This window comes from Sutterella megalosphaeroides, from assembly GCF_003609995.1.
Lineage (GTDB): Bacteria > Pseudomonadota > Gammaproteobacteria > Burkholderiales > Burkholderiaceae_F > Sutterella > Sutterella megalosphaeroides.
This window is the reverse complement of the sequence record NZ_AP018786.1, coordinates 743,185-760,845: the sequence shown is the minus strand read 5'-3', so window position 1 is coordinate 760,845 and position 17,661 is coordinate 743,185. Positions and strand designations below refer to the sequence as shown.

General features: G+C 63.4%; 17 protein-coding genes and 1 tRNA gene. 10 read left to right on the top strand and 8 right to left on the bottom strand.

Going from position 1 to position 17,661, the window contains the following annotated elements; all coding sequences use genetic code 11:
* Positions 1-1,138 precede the first annotated feature (1,138 nt).
* Positions 1,139-2,149 (top strand): RluA family pseudouridine synthase, encoded by a 1,011-nt coding sequence (locus S6FBBBH3_RS03495; protein WP_120176433.1) that lies wholly within the window; start codon positions 1,139-1,141, stop codon positions 2,147-2,149.
* Entirely contained in the window at positions 2,146-2,856 is a 711-nt protein-coding gene (locus S6FBBBH3_RS03490; protein WP_120176432.1) for an HAD-IA family hydrolase, read from the top strand. Before S6FBBBH3_RS03495 ends, S6FBBBH3_RS03490 begins: the two co-directional genes overlap by 4 nt.
* A gap of 128 nt (positions 2,857-2,984) precedes the next feature.
* Here S6FBBBH3_RS03490 and S6FBBBH3_RS03485 read toward each other — a convergent pair whose 3' ends face one another.
* Positions 2,985-4,286: a multidrug effflux MFS transporter gene (locus tag S6FBBBH3_RS03485; protein ID WP_120176431.1), complete on the bottom strand. Its 1,302-nt coding sequence runs from the start codon at positions 4,284-4,286 to the stop codon at positions 2,985-2,987.
* A gap of 218 nt (positions 4,287-4,504) precedes the next feature.
* On the opposite strand from S6FBBBH3_RS03485, the gene gluQRS reads away from it, so the two are divergent.
* Positions 4,505-5,410, top strand: coding sequence for a tRNA glutamyl-Q(34) synthetase GluQRS (gene gluQRS / locus S6FBBBH3_RS03480; protein WP_120176430.1), 906 nt, complete (start codon positions 4,505-4,507; stop codon positions 5,408-5,410).
* Positions 5,411-5,456: 46 nt separating this feature from the next.
* Here gluQRS and S6FBBBH3_RS03475 read toward each other — a convergent pair whose 3' ends face one another.
* The 7 genes from S6FBBBH3_RS03475 to S6FBBBH3_RS03445 all read right to left on the bottom strand — a co-directional run bounded on the left by S6FBBBH3_RS03475 (position 5,457) and on the right by S6FBBBH3_RS03445 (position 11,385).
* Positions 5,457-6,083 (bottom strand): FKBP-type peptidyl-prolyl cis-trans isomerase, encoded by a 627-nt coding sequence (locus S6FBBBH3_RS03475; protein ID WP_120176429.1) that lies wholly within the window; start codon positions 6,081-6,083, stop codon positions 5,457-5,459.
* Positions 6,084-6,100: 17 nt separating this feature from the next.
* Complete coding sequence (locus tag S6FBBBH3_RS03470) at positions 6,101-6,544, bottom strand: DUF805 domain-containing protein (protein ID WP_120176428.1); 444 nt, start codon at positions 6,542-6,544, stop codon at positions 6,101-6,103.
* 4 nt (positions 6,545-6,548) lie between these two features.
* Positions 6,549-7,493: a DUF805 domain-containing protein gene (locus tag S6FBBBH3_RS03465; protein WP_170143802.1), complete on the bottom strand. Its 945-nt coding sequence runs from the start codon at positions 7,491-7,493 to the stop codon at positions 6,549-6,551.
* 90 nt (positions 7,494-7,583) lie between these two features.
* Positions 7,584-8,753, bottom strand: coding sequence for an outer membrane protein assembly factor BamC (gene bamC, locus S6FBBBH3_RS03460; protein ID WP_120176426.1), 1,170 nt, complete (start codon positions 8,751-8,753; stop codon positions 7,584-7,586).
* 256 nt (positions 8,754-9,009) lie between these two features.
* Positions 9,010-9,585 carry a class I SAM-dependent methyltransferase gene (locus S6FBBBH3_RS03455; protein ID WP_120176425.1) on the bottom strand — a complete coding sequence of 192 codons (576 nt, stop codon included), beginning with the start codon at positions 9,583-9,585 and terminating at the stop codon, positions 9,010-9,012.
* Between the two features lie 9 nt (positions 9,586-9,594).
* Positions 9,595-10,251 carry a site-2 protease family protein gene (locus tag S6FBBBH3_RS03450; protein ID WP_120177806.1) on the bottom strand — a complete coding sequence of 219 codons (657 nt, stop codon included), beginning with the start codon at positions 10,249-10,251 and terminating at the stop codon, positions 9,595-9,597.
* Between the two features lie 297 nt (positions 10,252-10,548).
* Complete coding sequence (locus S6FBBBH3_RS03445) at positions 10,549-11,385, bottom strand: PHP domain-containing protein (protein WP_120176424.1); 837 nt, start codon at positions 11,383-11,385, stop codon at positions 10,549-10,551.
* Positions 11,386-11,593: 208 nt separating this feature from the next.
* Between S6FBBBH3_RS03445 and S6FBBBH3_RS03440 the strand changes: the two genes are divergently transcribed.
* From S6FBBBH3_RS03440 to S6FBBBH3_RS03410, 7 genes are all read left to right on the top strand, one after another.
* A tRNA-Pro gene (locus S6FBBBH3_RS03440) sits at positions 11,594-11,670 on the top strand.
* A 171-nt stretch (positions 11,671-11,841) separates the two neighbouring features.
* Complete coding sequence (hslO, locus tag S6FBBBH3_RS03435; RefSeq protein WP_120176423.1) at positions 11,842-12,741, top strand: Hsp33 family molecular chaperone HslO; 900 nt, start codon at positions 11,842-11,844, stop codon at positions 12,739-12,741.
* Positions 12,742-13,090: 349 nt separating this feature from the next.
* Positions 13,091-13,573, top strand: a complete 483-nt coding sequence (locus S6FBBBH3_RS03430) for a PepSY domain-containing protein (RefSeq protein ID WP_120176422.1) — start codon at positions 13,091-13,093, stop codon at positions 13,571-13,573.
* A gap of 490 nt (positions 13,574-14,063) precedes the next feature.
* Entirely contained in the window at positions 14,064-14,534 is a 471-nt protein-coding gene (locus S6FBBBH3_RS03425; RefSeq protein WP_120176421.1) for a PepSY domain-containing protein, read from the top strand.
* A gap of 275 nt (positions 14,535-14,809) precedes the next feature.
* On the top strand, positions 14,810-15,112 hold the full coding sequence (locus S6FBBBH3_RS03420; RefSeq protein WP_120176420.1) for a hypothetical protein: 303 nt from the start codon (positions 14,810-14,812) through the stop codon (positions 15,110-15,112).
* A 326-nt stretch (positions 15,113-15,438) separates the two neighbouring features.
* The gene (locus tag S6FBBBH3_RS03415; RefSeq protein ID WP_120176419.1) at positions 15,439-15,888 is read left to right on the top strand and encodes a PepSY domain-containing protein; all 450 of its coding nucleotides are present in this window, start codon (positions 15,439-15,441) and stop codon (positions 15,886-15,888) included.
* A 624-nt stretch (positions 15,889-16,512) separates the two neighbouring features.
* Entirely contained in the window at positions 16,513-16,950 is a 438-nt protein-coding gene (locus tag S6FBBBH3_RS03410; protein ID WP_120176418.1) for a PepSY domain-containing protein, read from the top strand.
* Positions 16,951-17,661: the final 711 nt, after the last annotated feature.

Below are 17,661 nucleotides of genomic sequence, written 5' to 3'. Positions count from 1 at the left end.
ACGCTTCCCCGAGCGGCAACGCACTGCGGAGAAGCGCGGTCCCGCACCCGTCCTTTCGAACCACGGCGCGGTTGCGGTTGTGTGCGGTCTGTGTCGGCCGAGCCCGACAAAACGGGGGCGGCACGATGGGGAGAGTCACGGCCGACGGGAGCCGAGCGCAAGGGAGTCTGAACGCGCGTCGCCTCGCACGAGCGAGGGGGCGGTCCACTTCCACCTTTTGCTGTCGGTGCGGCTTCGGGCGCGTCGATTGCCCCGGGCGTCGAAAAAATCGACGGGCAAACGACACTCGGCCGGCACGCGGCATCCTCCGTCAGGGCTCAATCCCTCACAGAATCCGATTTTTCCGAATGCGTTCGACGAAAATGCCGTCCGTTAAGCGACGATCCGTTCGCAAAACGCATTCTCTCGCCGTTCAAGTCACGCGACGACGACGCAGAAGCGGAGAGGAACCGACGGGGAAAAGAAGACGCCCTGAGCATGCGGATCGGCACGCGAATCCGCTCCGTTCGTCCGTACGGCAACGGGGAGGGTCAACCCGCGCGCCCGAATCCTCTCGCCCAGGCCGCGCGTCTTCGTGCGCCGAATCTCGGTTCGGCGGCTCGACCCGGGATGACCACGGGGAGCTCGTGCGCGTTCGGCCTTCGGACGGCCGCTTCTCGAAGCGGTGCCGGCGCGGTCGGGTCGAATCCGATTCGACGCGCCGCAACGTGACGCGCGAAACGGGTCGCACCCGTCGGCACGTCGACAAGGCGTTTTCCCACACCGCCGGCCCTGCCGTTCGAGTACGTCGAACGTGAGCCTTCGGAGAGGCAAACGAAATTCTTTATGAATCGTGGCATCGTCCGAACGCGGCCTGCCGGCCGTGCGGACGATCGCGTCCTCGTGCGAAGCCTCGCGCAACGCTCCCGTGTGAAAGCGTCGGCGGTTCCTCCGCGGGGGACGCACCAAAAAAACTGCCGAACGAGCCGCACGATCCCGAAAGACCGGCCGTTCGTCCGTCAGAACAAAACCTTATGAAAACGTGAGAAAATCGGCCTTCAGGCAAACACCTTCGGCGCAGTCCGAGCGGTCCGGATTCCCCGTTTTCCCCGACCGTCGGGGCTCGCCCGATCTAGCAGAGGATAGAAAAGTATAAACGATGACGGCCGATTCCATCGACAAAATTTCCGCCGTGCCCTCGGGGTCGCTGCGCGCTCTTCCCTCCGACCGGGTCACGTTCGTTGTGATCGGCGAGGATACGGACGGCCAGCGTCTCGACAACTTTCTCTTCCGCTTGGCGAAGGGCGTTCCGAAGAGCCACGTCTACCGCGTGATCCGCGGGGGCGAAGTGCGCGTCAACAAAAAACGCGTCGACGCGCAGACGAAACTGGCGACGGGCGACCTCGTGCGCGTTCCCCCCATGCGGGTGAGCGACCGCCCTGTCACCGAAGCGCCCGCCGCGCCCCTCGCGGCGGACGCTCTTCCCGTTCTCTTCGAAGACCGCCATCTGCTTGTCGTTCTGAAGCCCGCGGGCCTTGCCTCCCACGGGGGTTCGGGCATTCGTCACGGGCTCATTGAGCGGCTGCGCGCGACGCGCCCCGACGAAGTGTCGCTCGAACTCTGTCACCGTCTCGACAAGGAAACGAGCGGCGCGCTGATCGTCGCGAAGACCCGCAAGGCGCTCGTGCGCATGCACGACCTCATGAAAGAGGGCGGGGTCGAGAAGCACTACCTGACGCTCGTCAAGGGCGACTGGGTGAACGATCGGCAGCACGTCAAGTTCCCGCTTGAGCGTTACCTCCTCCCCTCGGGCGAGCGGCGCGTGCGCGTTTCGCAGGAAGGCCTCTCCGCCCACTCGATCTTCACGCTTCTGAAGCGCTACGGGACGGTCTCCTACCTCGACGTCGAACTCAAAACGGGCCGCACCCACCAGATTCGCGTGCATGCGTTGGCCTCGGGCCATCCGCTCGTGGGCGACGACAAATACGGGGACTTCGAATTCAACAAGGCGGTCGCCCGCGGCTCGCTCGGCGTACCCTTCCGCCGCATGTTCCTGCACGCCGCCAAACTCGCCTTCACGCACCCCGTGACGGGCGAGCGCCTCGTCATCGAAGCGCCGCTTCCGCCCGAGTGCGAGGCGCTTCTCAACGCTCTGGAGAAAGGCCAATGACCGCACGCCCCTACGACCTCGTCGTTTTCGACTGGGACGGAACGATTTTCGACACGACCGCCCTCATTGCGGAAGGGATCCGTTTCTCGGCCCGCGAGTTGGGACTTCCCGTTCCCTCGTTCGAAGCGGCAAGCACCGTGATCGGTCTCGGATGGCAGGACGCGCTGCGTCGCGCCGTACCCGACCTCGCGTACGAGGACTACCCAAAGTTCGGCGAGATCTTTCGCCGCTGGTACATCCCGAACGAAGCGCGCGTGACGCTCTTTCCGGGGACGCGGCGCCTCATCGAAGGGCTTCATGCCGCGGGGGTGCAGCTGGCGGTCGCTACGGGCAAGAGCCGCCCGGGGCTTGATCGCGTACTCGAACAAACGGGGCTCGGGGCCTATTTCGTCACGACGCGCACGCCCGACGAATGCCGTCCGAAACCCAACCCCGACATGCTTGAAGAAATCGGCATTGAAACCGGCGTCGACGCCTCGCGCACGGTCATGATCGGCGACACGACGCACGACCTCTTCATGGCGCGCGACTATCACTGCGACGGGATCGCCATGCTGCAGGGCGCTCAGAGCGCCGAGGAGCTTGCGAAGGCCCCCGCCGTCGCGCGTTGCCGCAACACGGTCGAACTCGCCGCCGCGCTCGACTTCCCCGGGCTCGTGACCCCCGAGATGTTCGAAGCGGAACGCGCCGCCCGCGAGGAAAAATAAGCCGCCTTCAAGGCGGGATTGAGTAAGTACACGCTTTCTCGAAATCACCCGAACAATCAGGCACCAAGACATCGGCCCGGAGATTTCGTCCCCGGGCCGATTCGCATTCGGATTCGATCAACGTGCCGTCAGAAGCGCTCGTCCTTGAAGCCGAGGCGCCGGCGTTCGGCAAAGACGATCGCCCAGAGCCCCAGAACGCAGAGGCCCGCGCCCGCCGCGACGAGGCTGTAGCCCGACACCCACCCGAGAATGAGGGGAACGAGGAGTGCCGACGACGAAGCAAACGCCATCGTCTGGCAGAACTGCTGGATCGACGCGGCCGTGCCGCGCGCCTGCGGGAAGTAGTCGAGGTTCATCACGTTCATGACCGGACGAACGAGCGACATGCAGAAGCTGTAGATGATCGGCGTCGACAAAATCCAGGGATAGGGAAGCGCCGTTTCGCGCTCGATCCAGGCCGTTGCCAGACCCGCCGTCGCCATCACGACCGCAGCGCCGAGGACGAGCTTTTTGGGGCTCGTGCGCGCCGCCAAACGCGGACTCAGCCAGGCACCCGTCATCGTCGCCGCAATGATCGGGAACATGTACCAGGCGAACTCGTCGGGCTGCATCCCGATGATGTTGAGAACGAAGTCGGCCGAGCCCGCCGTATAGACGATGGCGCCGAGAAAGCAAAAGCCGTGCCCGACGACGCCCGCCATGAAGGCCTTGTGCCGGAGCGCTTGTCCGTAGGGACCGAGCACCGCCCCGGGCGAAAAGGCGCGGCGCTTTTCGGGCGGGAGCGACTCCTTGAGACCAAGCGCGGCCGAAAGGCAAATACCGAGATTGAAGACCGCAAGGAAAAGGAAAATCATGCGCCAACCCGCGTGGACCGCGAGCCATCCGCCCACGACGGGGGAGAGCGCGGGGGAGAGCGCAAAGAGAACCGCCATCAGCGAAAGGAGCTTCGCCGCGTCCGCGCCCTCCCAACGGTCGCGCACGACCGCCTGCGTGACGACGGGCCCGACCGAGGCGCACACGCCCTGAACGCCGCGCCAGAACCAGAGGGCTTCGAGCGATCCCGAGAACATCGCCCCGACGGAGGCCGCCGCAAAAAGAAGCGTTCCGCCGATGATGACGAGGCGCCGCCCGAAGGCGTCCGAAATCGTGCCCGCAAAGAGGCACGACACCGCAAAGGCGACGAGGTAGATCGTGAGCGACTGCTGCACGGCGAGCATCGATCCCTCGAGCTCCTCGGCAATCATCCGAAAGCTCGGCAGGTAGGCGCCCGCCGCAAAGGGGCCGAGACTTGAGAGAAAGGCGAGAAAGAACGCGTCCTTCAATCGGGGCGGAGGGTTCTTCGAGCGCCCGAAGGCCTGGGGCGTCCCTTCGGTCGGCCGCGTGCTTTCCGCCGTCTCCGTCGTCCTTCCCGCACCGATTGCTCTGCTCATTTCCCGCTCGTTTCCCTTTGTCGTTCTGACGGCACACGCGGCCGACGGTTGCAAATTTCCGCGGTTTCGTTCGAACGGCCTTCGAAGACCGTCCGTTTTCGTTCGTGCGCCTAAAATGTCGAGTTTAGCAAAAGGCCTTCGAACCACGCGAAATTGCTTCTCATTTTCAAAGGCTCAAATCGTTTACAAACTTCCTCGACCTTCCGTCCCGAATCCCCATGACCGACATCACCCCGCTTCCTTACCGCGGACGCTTTGCGCCCTCCCCCACGGGTCTTTTGCACCGCGGCAGTCTTGCGGCGGCCCTCGCGAGTTGGCTCGACGCTCGGGCGCACGCGGGCACGTGGCTCGTTCGCATCGAAGACATCGATCCACCGCGCGACATTCCGGGGGCGGACCGGGCGATTCTCTCCGCCTTGGAGGGTTTCGGTCTGGTTTCGGACGAACCCGTTCTCTGGCAGCACGACCGCTACGACGCGTACGAAGAAGCGCTCGCGCGGCTCGTCGCCTCGGGGTTCGTGTACGGGTGCGCGTGCTCGCGCAAGGACGTGAAAGAAGCGGACGAGCGCCTCGGCATCCCCTACCCCGTCTATCCCGGGACCTGTCGCACGGGAACGAACGGGCGCGCGGTTCGGGCGCTTCGCTTTCGGGTGCCCGATCGCGACGTGGCGTTCGACGACCGTTGGTACGGGCACTACGCGCAGAACGTTGAAAAAGCCGTGGGCGACTTCGTCGTGAAGCGCGCCGACGGCCTTTGGGCCTATCAGCTCGCCGTGGTGACGGACGACATCGCCTCGGGCGTGACGGACGTCGTGCGCGGGGCGGACCTTCTCGACAACACACCGCGGCAAATCGTTCTCACGGAAGCGCTCGGCGCTCGGACGCCCCGCTACATGCACCTGCCGCTCGTTTTGAACGACCGCGGAGAAAAACTTTCGAAGCAGCAGGGCGCCACGCCCGTCGACGTGACGAACCCCTTGGGCGAACTCGAACGTGCGGCGCGCCACCTGGGGCTTCCGGCAATCGGGGCCGACTCGGCGGAAGCGTTTCTCAGAGCGGCCCTTCCCCTCTGGGCGGAGCGGATTGCGAGCCTTCCCGTCAAGGTCGAAAGCGGACGACATTAAAAAACGGGCGGCCACGGAAACATCCGAGCCGCCCGATTTGCAGGCCTCAGCGCACGATGCGCGGAGGTTTCGCGAGTTTGGCCATCGAGGAGCCGTCGTCGTATGCGGAAAGCGCGCCGCCCGCCCCTTCGACGTTTTCGTAGGGGGTGTCGTCTTCTTCGTCTTCGTCGACGAGCTTGTCGACGACGCCGAGGAACCCCGGCACGACCACGTCGTCCGTACCGACGGCGTCGCCCTCGGGCTCTTCGACCTTCACGACCTTGATCGCGAACTGAAGACCGATCCCCGCGAGCGGATGGTTCGCTTCGAGAATCGCCACCGAGTCGGCCACGTCGGTCACGCGCCAGGTGCGCCCGTCGGGGCCTTCTCCCGGCACTTCGTCGAAAAGGAGCCCCGGAACGATCGCTTCGGGATCGCCCAAGCGCTCGAGCGGCACCAGACGAATCGCCTCCGAGTCGTACTCCCCGAACGCCTCTTCGGGCTCGAGATGGATCGTGAATCCTTCGCCTTCGAAACGCCCTTCGAGGGCCTTTTCGATCTTGGGGAAAATGTCGCCGTGCCCGTGGAGGTAGACGATCCCCTCGGGGCCGGTTTCCTCAAGGACCTTTCCCGTCATATCGGCCATCGTGACCTGAAGCGTCACGAGACGGTCGTTCTGAACCGCAAGGCTCATGCTAGTCTCCGAAAAAATCAGTTGCGGGTATTGTATAGGCGCCCGAGGCGGCCGTCCGCAAACTCGTCCGCGACCGCGAATCCGACGCGTTCGGGCCAGACGCGCCCCGCGCGGCGTCCGGGCACCGCAAGACCGAGGACGAGAAGCGCGATCGTGCCGCCCGGCACGGCATTCAAAAGCGCCCACGAGCCCGAGAGTCCGAGGTCGTGCAGCCGTCGCGCGCAAATCGGAAAAAGCGCCGCATTCCAAAAGCCCGCAAGCACCGCGACGACCTGTGCGATCCGCACGAGCATCGCATCGCTGATCCACTCGGCGTCCGCAATCGGGTCGAGAAGCCCCCAGACCGAGAGCCCCGCCGCGGCCCATAGCGCGAGCTCGGCCGCAAAGACCGCACGGCCCGTACGCACCTGCGGGTAATAAACGGCAAGGGCCAGTCGGCCGAGAGCTTCGAGGGGCTTCACGGCGTCAGAGCTCCATGATCCGTATCTTCCAGCGCTTGAAGTGCTCGGGCGTGATGCGGCCTTTGTCGAGGAGCTTTCGGAGTTTGTCGACGCTGCGCACCTTCACCTGAAGGCGAACGGAAAGGTTTTCGTCGACGATCGAAGCGCGAGCCGCTTCCCAGACGCGTTCGCACCGGGCTTCGGCTTCGTCGACAACCTCGACGGCTTCGACGGGCTCCGCAGTCTCGGACGCTTTCGGCTTCGGCTGCGCCTTCGGCTTCAGAGCGGATTTCGAACCGGACTTCGCATTCGGGTGCGACTTCGCGATCGGTTTGGCTGCCGTACGCGCGCCCGAACGGGTGTTCGAGCCCGCGTTCGAACGGGAAGAACGGGACGGACGGGCAGTGCGGGAAGTGTCATCCATGGCGGTCGGGCTGTCAGTGGTAAGAAGAGGAACCGCATCGGGCGACGGGCCCGCAACGGTTTCCGGGGTGGTTTCAACGCTCGAGGAGGCGTCGGGTGTTTCGTGAAGGTCGACGACTTCGGACGAGGTCCGTGCGGTGGCGCTCCGTTCATCGTACGCTTGCGCCCCCTCTTCGATCGAGGCGCGGGGGTCTGGGCCGAAGCGGTTCGATCCGCGCTTTCCCGGCCAAAGTGCGAGAAGAACGAGACACACGACGTTCACAAGCGGCACGAGCAGCACGAGCGCCGCAAAGCCCCCGTAGGAAATGTCGTGCAGGCGCCGTACGACGCTCGAAACCAGCAGTCCCGCGGCCGCAAGCCCGAAGAGAGCCGAGAAGGCCGTGAGCGCCGTCGCGAGCGTCGACGCGGGAAGCTCGGTGCCCGCCGCAAACATCGTTCCCGCGGCTGCCCCCGAGGCGAGCGCGAGAAAAACGCCCGCGACGTAGGCGGAACGCGCGGCGCGACCCCGGAGGGAAAAGGTCAGTACATCGGCGGTGGCGACGGACACGGAGCGGCTCCTGAGAACGGACGATTTCGACAAAAAGAAAGGAGGAAGACCGCACGGTCGACCTCCCTTCGTTCGGACGCTTTCCGACGATCAGCGGAGCTGTTCGGCCAGGAGCGTGAGGATGTTGGGCGCCACGCCCGTGGTGTCGGCGTTGCCGTCGCCCGCCTGGACGGTGATGCGCGTCGTCGCGCCTTCGTCCGCGAGGTGGATGCGGTAGTTCGGGGCGTCGACCGCCTTGTCGGAACCGAAGAGGTTCGTGAAGAAGCCCTGTTCGCTCTTCTTCGCCGCTTCGTACTTCGGGTCGAGGTAGCGCACCATGAAGTAGCCCGCCACGCGGTCGCGGTCGACGAGCTCAAAGCCCATGCGGTCGATCACGAGGCCGACCGTACGCCAGGCGCGGTCGTAGGGTTCCTTGAGCTCGACCGCTTCGACGGCGCCGTCGGCCGACTTCACGATGTTGCTCTTCGCTTCGGCGGGCACCTGGATGAGGTCCTTCCGGATGTCTTCGGCCTTGAGGGGCTCGGCGGCATCCGGGTTGAATTCGGCGTCGATGCGAAGCGCGAGGCGCTGGAGCATTTCAGCTTCCATCGTCGTGTCGGTAGGACCGGGCTGCCAGAGCGTCGTTTCGTTCTGTGCGCCGCTCACCACTTCAACCATCGAGCGGTGCGTGATGAAGATGTCGGTCGAGCCGTCGGGCGTGCGTTCGAGGCGGCAGCGGTACTGGTCGCGCTCGCCCGTCGAGTACGCGAAGTCGAGCACCTTGCCGAGCGTGCCGCGGATGATGTCCTGCGGGAGCTTCGCCTTGTTTTCGGCCCAAACGGTTTCCATGTAGCCCGTCTTCGGGTCCTGCTTCATGATCGTGAGACCCACGGACGGCCAGAAGTCCTGAACGACGGCCCAGAGCTGATCGGCGGGCGCGTTCACGCGCAACCACCGTTCGCCCCCTTCGCGCATCACCTTGGCGGTGACGGTCGTGGCAACGATCGAGGAAGGCGTCACGGTCTTGTCGGCGTTGGCGGCCGCTTCGCGGGCGGCTTCGGCGTTCATGCTCACGACGGAGGGACGCGAGGGAACCTGGAAACGGTCGTCCTGCGGAATCGGCGCCATGTCGGGCGGAACTTCGAGGTTCTGTCGGGTGTTCGACGATTCGTACTGAACCTTGTCCTGGTTGAAGTACTGGTCGATACCGAAGTAGGAGCAGCCCGAAAGCGCGATGAGCGCGGGCGAGATCGCCGCGAGACGAAGCACGTGCTTGGTCATTCTGTATGGATTCCTTCGTAGTTCGTCCGGCTGGCTTTGCCGGGCGTTGATCGCGGAATTTTATCAAACCTCTCCGGCCTTTTGCGCCGCGTGCGCGGGGCATTCGAGGCTAGGAGAAACATTCGCGAACGCTTTTGCGAGCGCGATCGGTCGTCGGGAAAGCGTTTCGGGCAAGGTTTTTCCGACCTTTTTCCGTCCCCTTCCCGATCCTTTCCCGACCTTATGCCGACCGCTTTGAAGCGTCGCCGCTCCCCGGTTAACGGGCGCGAAGCGGGTACCCGTAGGGTTCGACGCGACCGGGCTTCGCAAACGCGATGCGCGCGACGAGCCGGTTGTCGGACGCCATCCCCTCTTCGTACGCGATGATGCGGGCGCCCTCGGGCATGAGTCGCAGAAGTTCCCCGTTCTCAAAGCCGTGCGCGGGATTCTTCGGGCGCCCCCAGATGTATTCGTTCGAGCGCAGGAACGTTTCCATGAGGAAGATGCCGCCCGGCGCGAGGCTTTCCCAGTAGTGGGGGAAATGTTCGCGGTGGAGGTAATTCGTGACGACGATCCCGTCGAAGGCTTCCTTCCCGTAGGGCCAGGGTTCGGCTTCGAGGTCGCGGCACTCAAGCGTCAGCCCCGGGGTGCCGACGAGCGGCTCCAGGTTCGAGACGTCGACGTCGACCGCCGTCACGTTGAAACCTTCGAGCAAAAAGAGCGACGTATGGCGCCCTTCGCCCGCCGCGACGTCGAGGATGCGGGCGCCGCGGGGCAGAATCGAGAGAAACCGCATCACCCAGGCGCTGGGAAGCGCGCTGCAGTTGCAGGTGCAAGCCGAAGTTTCGTCCATGGTGCCTCCTTAAAGCACGGCGTTGACGATCGCCTGCCCCGCCCAGAGGAAGGGGGCGATGAAGTAGGAAAGCGCGCCGCTCATCATCAAAACGACGAGAATCACGAAGCCGTAGGGCTCGGCGCGATCGAGCCAGTAGCCGCTGCGCCCCGGAAGGAGCCCGCGCAGAATGCGGCCCCCGTCCAAAGGCGGAATCGGAATCAGGTTGAAGGCCATCAGCATGAGGTTCGTCGAAATGCCCGCCGTGCAAACGCTCACGACGAACTTTTCGTAGATGCCGAGACCGACAAGGCCCTTGAGCAAAAAGAGCCAGAAGACCATCTGCAGGGCGTTCGCCGCGGGACCCGCGGCGGCCGTGAGCATCATGTCGCGCAGCGGCCGACGGAAGTTGCGGGTGTTGATCGGGACGGGCTTCGCCCAACCGAAGAGAAGGCCGCCTCCGCCCGTCAAGGCGGAGAGCAGCAGCAGCGCCCCCGGCACGGCGATCGTACCGACGGGGTCGATATGAGGAACGGGATTCGCCGTCACGCGCCCGAGATAGAGGGCCGTACGGTCCCCGAGACGGGCCGCGGCCCACCCGTGAGCCGCTTCGTGAAGCGTGATCGCAAAAATGAGCGGGATCGCATAGACGCAAACGGTCTGCACGGCGCTCGCAAAAGAACTCATCATGACAAATTTCCGCGGACGGTCGCCCCCGGCCGTGCCCGCGTCGGGCCGCCCGGAGCGCGCCGCCCGTTGTGAGGTCGGAGGGACGCGCGGCACGCGCACGATCGGCGTCGGGCGCGCGTTTTCGGGCTCTCGTCGGCCCGACGGCTCGTTAATCCTACACGAAAGACGGCTCCCTTCCGAGCGGTCGGAAACGACTCGAAATACTCGAAATAAACGAAACACCTCCGGCGCTCGCGGCGTTGGAGGTGTTGGAGGCATTGGAGACGTTGTAGGCGCAAGAACAGCTTGTAGCGGTCAGAACCCGAAGCGCGTCCACACCGGAACGACACCCTCGGGGAGCTGCGGCTGCTCGCCCGGCTTCGGGCGGCTCGACCGGTCGCTGTGCCAGTCCGAGCCCGTACTCGCCAAAAAGCCCATCGATTGGGCGAGCGCCGAAAAGCGCACGTCGTCCGAGCGGGCCTGCGATCCCGAGCAGACTTCGATCGCTTCGCCCCCTACGGCCTTGAAGTGCTTGAGGAGCTCCTCGACCATCCAGTCGCTCGAGAAGTGGTAGCGCCCCGGGTGCGCGAGTACGGCCAAGCCCCCTTTTTCCCGAATGAAGCGCACCGACTCTTCGACGGTCGGCCAGTCGACGTCGACCGAGCAGGGAGCGCCCGGCCGCAGGTACTTGTCGAAGGCGTCCTGGTAATTCTTCACCCAGCCTTCGTTGAGAAGCCAGAGCGCGAAGTGCGTGCGCGAGAGGATCGACTTGTTTCCGGCCAGAGCGAGCGCCCCCTCGTAGGCGCCGCGAATACCGAGCTTTTCAAAGCACGCGTTCATTTCCCGACCGCGTCGGTCGCGTCGCAGGGCGACGGAATCGAAAAAGGCCGTCACGTCTTCGCGGGTTTCGTCAAGCCCCAGGCCCACCACGTGGATGCCGCGGCCGCCCCAGCGGGACGAAATCTCGACGCCCGAGATGAAGTCGATCCCGAGCTCCCGGGCAACGGTCCTCGCCTCCCCCACGCCCTCCATCGTGTCGTGGTCCGTAAGGCTCATGAGCGTCACGCCGTTGCGGTGCGCGAGTTCGACAAGCGCTCGGGGCGGCAGGGCGCCGTCCGATCGGTTGGAGTGCATGTGAAGGTCAACAAGCATGACAGTCGTCCGGGGTAAAGAGGGAGAACCTTCCGAGACCGCCGAAAGCCGCAACGGAAGTGAGACGTCTTCGTATTTTAGACATTCTCGAAAGCGACTCGCGTGCGCGTCGTCGCCCCCGCCCTTTCGCCCTCCCGATCGACGACGGATTTTTTATTTTTCGACTCTTGCTTTTTTCAAAAGCCCGCGCTATACTTCATCTTCTAGTCGGGGCGTAGCGCAGCCTGGTAGCGCACTTGCATGGGGTGCAAGGGGTCGCGAGTTCGAATCCCGCCGCCCCGACCAGAACAAATTCAGGAAGGTTGTCGATTTCGGTCGGCAACCTTTTTTCGTTGTTTTTCCGCTCCCCGAGTGCGACGCCCGTTGCCGAGCGTCGTACCATCTCCTTTTTCGGGCCGCTTTCGGGCCGTCCGTGCCGCCACGCCGCATCGGGCCGCCCTCTATCGGAGAATCGCCATGGATGCCCTTCAGAAACTCCTCTTTGTCCGTGCGAACGCGCGCGGCGAAACGGTGACCCTTCGCGACGAACTCTCTCGCGCGCTCGCTCACCGTCCGCTTCCTCTGGCCGTTCGACGCCTTGCGGGCGAAGTGACGGTTGCCGCGCTCCTTACCGCCGCCGCTCTCGAAACGGACGGGTCGGTACTTTTGCAGATCGCGGGCGACGGTCCCGTGAAGCTTGTCGTCGTCGAAGTGCGACGCGACCTCTCCTTCCGCGTGTGCGTCGAAATGAAGCCCGACGCGGGCGAGGTCGATGCCAACGCCGGCATGACCGAACTCGTCAACGCTTCCGAGAACGGTCGCTGCGCCCTCATTCTCGATCCGGAATCGCGTCCCGCGGACCGCCAGCCCTACCAGGGCATCGTCCCCCTCGAAGGGAAGACCTTCGCCGAAGCACTTGAGACCTACTTCCGTACGTCCGAACAGGTCGAAACGCGCATTCTGCTTGCCGCGGACGACGCGTCCGCAGGCGGCGTCATGCTGCAGAAGATGCCCGCCACGGGCGGGACGCTTCCCGAAAACTACGACCCGGAAGCCTGGGACCGTCTCTCGATGTTCGCCTCGACCGTGAAGAGCGAAGAGCTCCTCACGCTCGACCCGACCACCATCAACACGCGCCTCTTCTGGGAAGAAGAACCCCGCGTCACGCGCGAAGCGACGCCCGTTTTCCGTTGCTCCTGCTCGAACGAACGCGTCGAAAACTCGATCCGCGGTCTCGGCGAAGCCGACGCCCTTCGACTCGTGAAGGAAAAGGGCGCGATCGAAGTGACGTGCAACTTCTGCGGCGAAGTGCGTCGCTACGACGAAGTGGACGTGCGCGCGCTTTTTGCGAACGCGAACCGGGACGCAAAGGCGTAATCCGCACGGCTTGGCCGTGAGGCTGCTCGAATTGCAGTCGAATCGCTTCGGAAAGGGGGACGCGCAAGCGTCCCCCTTTTTCGTCGCCCTCAAACCCCCGTCTTTCGAACCGACACCCCCCGTCAACACGCTGTTTTTCCTAGGAAAGACATCCTCCGTAACCACGGCTGAGGAAACGCTAACTTTCTCCTCGACCCAACCTAATTTTCAGTTTCTACACTGAAGGCAAGTCGAAAGGGATGCTCTCCTCCCCGACGACGAGACTCGACGACGCCTGACGACACTCGACAACGCTCCTTGCCGTCGGACGCATCGAACGAGCCCGAACTACGGAAAAGAGGAAAAAACCATGTTGAAGAAGACCGCCTTTGCCGCTCTCATCGCCGCGGGCACGATGTCCGTCGCCGCCGTCGCTTTTGCCGCCGCCGAAACCCCGGCGCCCGCGCCCGTTGCCTCCACCGCCGTCACGGCTGCGACGCCCGCCGTCTCGATGGGCGACGCCCTCCTCTCGGCCGAAAAGGCCTACAACGCGAAGAGCGTTCGCGCGAACCTCCGTCAGACCGCCGAGTACGGCCTCGTCTGGGACGTTCGCCTCGTGCGCGACGACGGCACCCGCGTGCGCGCCTACGTCGACGCCCGAACGGGGAACGCCGTCGCCGCCAACGAAATCGGCATCCGCCGCGGCGCGCCTCAGACGATGCCGAACCCCGGATGCCCGATGGGCGGTCCAGGCATGGGTCCCGGTATGGGGATGGGTCCCAACCCCAACTGCCCGATGATGGGTAACGGTCCGCGTCACCATCGCGGTTACGGCTTCCACCACAATTGGTAACTCGTCCGTCGGAGCCCGGACGACGCTCGGTCGGAGCTGCCAAGTCCAAGGAGCAGCACGCCGAGCCTCCGGGCCGACCGACGACGGTTCCATACTTTCGTCCAAGGGGCGGCGTGTCGGGAACACGTCGCCCCTTGCGTTCGGGCTGTCGCCCGAGCTGCGTCCCGCCGAGCGGACGGGATAAGACGAGAAACCCCGGACATGCAAACATTCGAAAAGGGTTTTTGCCCCGCGCCGCTCTCCCCGGCCCCCTCGTCCGAGAGGACCCCGGCGGGTTTTCAGGGCTCCCCGGGCAACTTCGCGAGACTCTCCGTAAGCCGGTGATTTGCCTGGAAATACGGCCCGTTACCTTGACTTAGGGAACCCTAAGTTTCTCCTAGGAAAAGCCTAATTTTCGACCTCTATACTTCCCGCATACTCAATAAGCGAGCACGCTCGCCGAAGCGCCGAACACTTCCTACCGGCGCCCGACAACAAAAAGGAATCGAACATGTTGAAGAAGACCACCCTCGCCGCGCTCCTTGCCGCCGGCACGATGTCCGTTGCCGCCGTGGCCTTTGCCGCCACTGAAGCTCAGGAACCCGCCACGCCCGCTCCCGCCGAAGCGACTCAGTCCGTCAATCCCTCGGTGGCGATGAGCACCGCCGTGGCTACGGCCGAAAAGACCTACGAAGCGAAGAGCTTCCGCGCCAACCTCCGTCAGACCGCGCAGTACGGCCTCGTCTGGGACGTTCGCCTCATGCGTGACGACGGCACCCGCGTTCGCGCCTACGTCGACGCGCAGACGGGCAAGGCCGTTGCCGCCAACGTCATCGGCATTCAGAAGAATGCTCAGCCGATGCCGAATCCCCAGTGCCCGATGGGCGGCCCCGGCATGGGCATGGGTCCCAATCCCGACTGCCCGATGATGGGTAACGGCCCGCGTCACCACCGTGGCCACGGTTTCCACCACTGGTGGTAAAGAGAAACGCGCCTTCGCGGGCGCCGCTCTCGGAGCCCTGAGCTCCGCACGAAAAAACTCCGCTCACGACCCCATGTCAGACGCGGAGTTTTTTTCGTTCGTATTCCCGAAGTCCCTCGGAAAACAATCCGTAACGCTCCCACAGGATTCCCTAAGTCCGGGCTCGACGGAAGCTAATTCTCGGTATCTACACTGACTTTCTCTCGGAACCGAATCCGATCGGGAACCCTCGGGCTACCCCTTTCCGAGTCGCACCACACTGAAGGAATCGAACCATGTTGAAAAAGATCGCCGTTGTCGCCCTCTGTACGGTCGGCGCCGTCTCCGCCTCCGCTCTTGCTTACGCCGCCGTTACGTCGGGGCCCGAAGGCGTTCGGGACTTCTTCCGTACGGGCTGCCATTCGAGCTACTCGGGCCACATGAGCCGCATGGGCCACGCGGGGCACATGGATTGGATGGGATTCGCGGACTGCGAAGACGAAGCGGCTCACGCCATGGGGCATTCGGGTCGCCGCATGTACGAATCCCGCGATGCGGGCCGGACGCCCGAATGGATGATGCAGGAAGGCATTCGCTGAGGAACTCTTTTCTTCGTGCGGACGATCCGTCTCTCCCTCGCCCGCACGCACGCCTCGAAGCCGCCTCCGACCGTCCGCACGGTCGGGGGCGGCTTTGCTTTGCGCTCCGTCCTTCGGAGGACGCCCCGCCACCTTCGAGGAGCGACCAAAAAGCACTTATCTCATTGATATTCACGGGTAAATACAAAAAGTAACCCTCCCCTAGCACTTCCTAAGTTCGGGCTCGACGAAGCCTAATTTCCGATCCGTACACTGCCAATCAACCAAACACCGAACCCGATCGGAAACAGAGTCCCGATCACCGAACCTCATAAGGAACAGAAATCATGTCGAAGAAGTCCGTTTTTGCCGCTCTCCTTGCCGCCTGCACGCTCGGCGCTGCCGGCCTCTCCTACGCCGCCACGAACGCCGCCCCGGCTCCCGTTGCCGCTCCCGCTGCTCCCGCCGTTTCGATGAGCGCTGCGGTCGCCGAGGCCGAAAAGGCGTACAACGCCAAGTCCTTCCGCTCGACCCTTCGCACGAGCAACGAATACGGTCTCGTCTGGGACGTTCGCATGCAGCGCGATGACGGTGCCTACGTGCGCGCCTTTGTCGACGCCAACTCCGGGAAGACGGTCGCTTTCGAAGAATCCACGATCCGCAACGGCGGTTTCGGTCACCACATGGGTGAGGGCCGCATGCACAACGGCGGTCACGGCGGCATGGGCATGAAGTCGGGTTGCTCCATGATGGGCTCGGGTATGGGCTCGGGCATGAACATGGGCAACCATCACTGATCGGTCGTTCCCGAGTGATCAAGGAGGAGAAGCAGAAGGCCAACGGCATCTGAACGATCATGCAGGCGTGCGGCCTGAAGCCGCTACCCTGGGCTACCAACCGTCACGAACTGGCGAGGTGTCTGGGGACCGGATTCGGCTCCGACCAGGAGGCACTGTCCCCGATCGTACTTGAGTAACTCTGATCCATAACTACGAGCAAAAATTCGTCAAAAGCCGCGCATCCCTTGTCCTGCTTGGGATTGCGCGGCTTTTCCACGTCCAGAATTCCTAAACTCGGGCCCGAATGGATGATGCAGGAAGGCATCCGCAGAGAAACGCTTTTCTTCGTGCGGCCGATCCGTCTCTCCGTCGCACGCACGCCCGAAACCGCCCCCGACCGCCCGCACGGTCGGGGGCGGTTTCTTTTGCGAACGACCCTTCCGCAACGCTGTCGTAAGCCCCAAAAATGGATTGATGCCAATGATTTTCAAGGAGAAATACAAACTGTAACCCTCACCTAGCACTTCCTAAGCTTGGGCTCGAAGAAACCTAATTTCCGATCCCTACACTGCCTATCATCCAAACACCGAACCCGATCGGAAACAGAGTCCCGATCACCGAACCTCATAAGGAACAGAAATCATGTCGAAGAAGTCCGTTTTCGCTGCTCTCCTTGCCACCTGCACGCTCGGCGCTGCCGGCCTCTCCTACGCCGCCACGAACGCCGCCCCGGCTCCTGTTGCCGCTCCCGCTGCTCCCGCCGTTTCGATGAGCGCTGCGGTTGCCGAGGCCGAAAAGGCGTACAACGCCAAGTCCTTCCGCTCGACCCTTCGCACGAACAACGAATACGGTCTCGTCTGGGACGTTCGCATGCAGCGCGATGACGGCGCCTACGTGCGCGCCTTCGTCGACGCCAACTCCGGGAAGACGGTCGCTTTCGAAGAATCCACGATCCGCAACGGAGGTTTCGGTCACCACATGGGTGAGGGCCGCATGCACAACGGCGGTCACGGCGGCATGGGCATGAAGTCGGGTTGCTCCATGATGGGCTCGGGCATGAACATGGGCAACCATCACTGATCGGTCGTTTCCGAGGGCGCATGAAGCCGTCTCCTCTTCAATCGCCCCTCGGGAAGTCTTTCCGAGAGAACAAGAACGCACGAAAGCCGCTTCGCGCCTCCGAGCATTCGGGGGAAACCGAGGCGGCTTTCACCGATTCCGGCTATCGGCTTTCCTCAACAATCAATTTTTTTTGACGGTCGCATTGCTTCCTCTCGGCTCAGAGCCCGGTTCGGCACAGACCATGGCCACGACACGAAGATGTTGTTTTATATACGAGCCAACAGCGTGATATTTAAGAAATTTCCTCAACGAGGAAGTTATTAAATCCACCGCTCATCAAGGCTCGACGGAAGAAGCCGAAATCGTCTGACGAAGATGTTGTTGCATATATAGACTAACAGCTTGATATTCATGAATTTTTATCAACGAAGAAGTTGTTAGATCCACCGCTCCTCAGGGCGCCGACTGGAAGACCGGCTCGACGAAAGAGCCCGAAATCATCTGACGAAGACGTTGTTGCATATACAGACTAACAGAATGATATTTAAGAAATTTCATCAACGAAGAAGTTGTGAAATCCGCAACCGCCACAAGGAGCTGGCCATAAACGTCAAGCCCCGATAGCTGCTCAGTTCCCGTATCGGTTCTTGAAGCGGGACGGCTATACTTTTTCCCGTACACACCATCTCTTCTCATCGGTCGTCGGTTCGTCGACGACGCCACAATTCG

Coding starts and splice junctions, on each gene's coding strand:
- S6FBBBH3_RS03495 (WP_120176433.1), top strand. CDS start 1,139: ATGACGGCCGATTCCATCGACAAAATTTCCGCCGTGCCCTCGGGGTCG.
- S6FBBBH3_RS03410 (WP_120176418.1), top strand. CDS start 16,513: ATGTCGAAGAAGTCCGTTTTCGCTGCTCTCCTTGCCACCTGCACGCTC.
- hslO (WP_120176423.1), top strand. CDS start 11,842: ATGGATGCCCTTCAGAAACTCCTCTTTGTCCGTGCGAACGCGCGCGGC.
- S6FBBBH3_RS03420 (WP_120176420.1), top strand. CDS start 14,810: ATGTTGAAAAAGATCGCCGTTGTCGCCCTCTGTACGGTCGGCGCCGTC.
- S6FBBBH3_RS03485 (WP_120176431.1), bottom strand. CDS start 4,286: ATGAGCAGAGCAATCGGTGCGGGAAGGACGACGGAGACGGCGGAAAGC.
- S6FBBBH3_RS03490 (WP_120176432.1), top strand. CDS start 2,146: ATGACCGCACGCCCCTACGACCTCGTCGTTTTCGACTGGGACGGAACG.
- S6FBBBH3_RS03475 (WP_120176429.1), bottom strand. CDS start 6,083: ATGAGCCTTGCGGTTCAGAACGACCGTCTCGTGACGCTTCAGGTCACG.
- S6FBBBH3_RS03425 (WP_120176421.1), top strand. CDS start 14,064: ATGTTGAAGAAGACCACCCTCGCCGCGCTCCTTGCCGCCGGCACGATG.
- S6FBBBH3_RS03430 (WP_120176422.1), top strand. CDS start 13,091: ATGTTGAAGAAGACCGCCTTTGCCGCTCTCATCGCCGCGGGCACGATG.
- S6FBBBH3_RS03415 (WP_120176419.1), top strand. CDS start 15,439: ATGTCGAAGAAGTCCGTTTTTGCCGCTCTCCTTGCCGCCTGCACGCTC.
- S6FBBBH3_RS03450 (WP_120177806.1), bottom strand. CDS start 10,251: ATGAGTTCTTTTGCGAGCGCCGTGCAGACCGTTTGCGTCTATGCGATC.
- S6FBBBH3_RS03455 (WP_120176425.1), bottom strand. CDS start 9,585: ATGGACGAAACTTCGGCTTGCACCTGCAACTGCAGCGCGCTTCCCAGC.
- bamC (WP_120176426.1), bottom strand. CDS start 8,753: ATGACCAAGCACGTGCTTCGTCTCGCGGCGATCTCGCCCGCGCTCATC.
- S6FBBBH3_RS03445 (WP_120176424.1), bottom strand. CDS start 11,385: ATGCTTGTTGACCTTCACATGCACTCCAACCGATCGGACGGCGCCCTG.
- gluQRS (WP_120176430.1), top strand. CDS start 4,505: ATGACCGACATCACCCCGCTTCCTTACCGCGGACGCTTTGCGCCCTCC.